The organism is Rhodovulum sp. PH10 (assembly GCF_000293785.1).
Lineage (GTDB): Bacteria > Pseudomonadota > Alphaproteobacteria > Rhizobiales > Xanthobacteraceae > Rhodoplanes.
Genome location: NZ_AKZI01000137.1, coordinates 1 through 824 on the forward strand (window position 1 = coordinate 1; position 824 = coordinate 824).

An 824-nucleotide genomic window follows, 5' to 3' on the forward strand; every position below is an offset into this window, starting at 1 on the left:
GACGGCTTCGCCGATCGCGTCGAGATGCGCCTGCATGGCCTCGGTGTCGGCCTGCGGCATGATGAGGGCGACGCCGGTGTCGCGGCTCGGGCAGACGGCGCCGAACACATAGGCGTTGGCGTAACGTTGATCCTTGGGCTGGCGCGGCCGCGATCCCGTCTTGGCCCATTGGTAGACGAGGCTGTTCTTCTGGCCGATCCGCATCTCGTCCTGGAACCACACCTCGACGGGCGTTCCCGGTGCGAGCGTGCTCACGACCTCCGCGACCATTGCGGGGAAGTTTTTTTAAACGTCGCGATCGCCTCGGGATCCTGCATGGGATGGCGCGGCCGGGCACTGATGCGCGAGAATCCGAGCTGCTTCAGGATACGACCGAGGCTCACCTCCGACAGGTCGATGCCGAAGCGATCGCGCACCACACGCTTCAGGTCGACGCAGCGCCAGCGCACCACCCCGTCCGTCTCCGGATCGGGACCGTCCTCCACCAGTTGCTTCAAGATCTGCTTCTGCTCGTCCGACAGCCGCGGGCGTCGCCCCACCGGCTTGATGTCGACGAGCCCGTCGGGGCCGTGCTGATTGAAGCGGTGTGCCCAGTCACGTAGCGTCTGCCGGTCCATGCCGCCTATCCGCGCCGCTTCGGCCCGGTTCATCCCGTCGAGAACGGCCGCCAAGGCCAGCAGGCGACGCGCCTGCGCACCGGTCCTCGCCCGTGCCGCGAACCGGCGAAGATCCTCCGCCCCGAAATCCCGCCGAAGCTCGACCGCCGCGCCCATCCTGGACCTCCGAATCAATCCGGTCGGCCCAGTGAATCACGGACGCCACGG

2 protein-coding genes are annotated in these 824 nt (G+C 67.6%); both read right to left on the reverse strand.

What is annotated here, in order from left to right; all coding sequences use genetic code 11:
* A partial coding sequence (locus A33M_RS18990; protein WP_192814134.1) for a transposase occupies positions 1-255 on the reverse strand: 255 nt, incomplete at its 3' end.
* A complete protein-coding gene (locus A33M_RS18995) occupies positions 252-773 on the reverse strand; it encodes an IS630 family transposase (protein WP_008390645.1) in 522 nt (173 codons plus the stop codon). The genes A33M_RS18990 and A33M_RS18995, both read right to left, overlap by 4 nt.
* Positions 774-824: the final 51 nt, after the last annotated feature.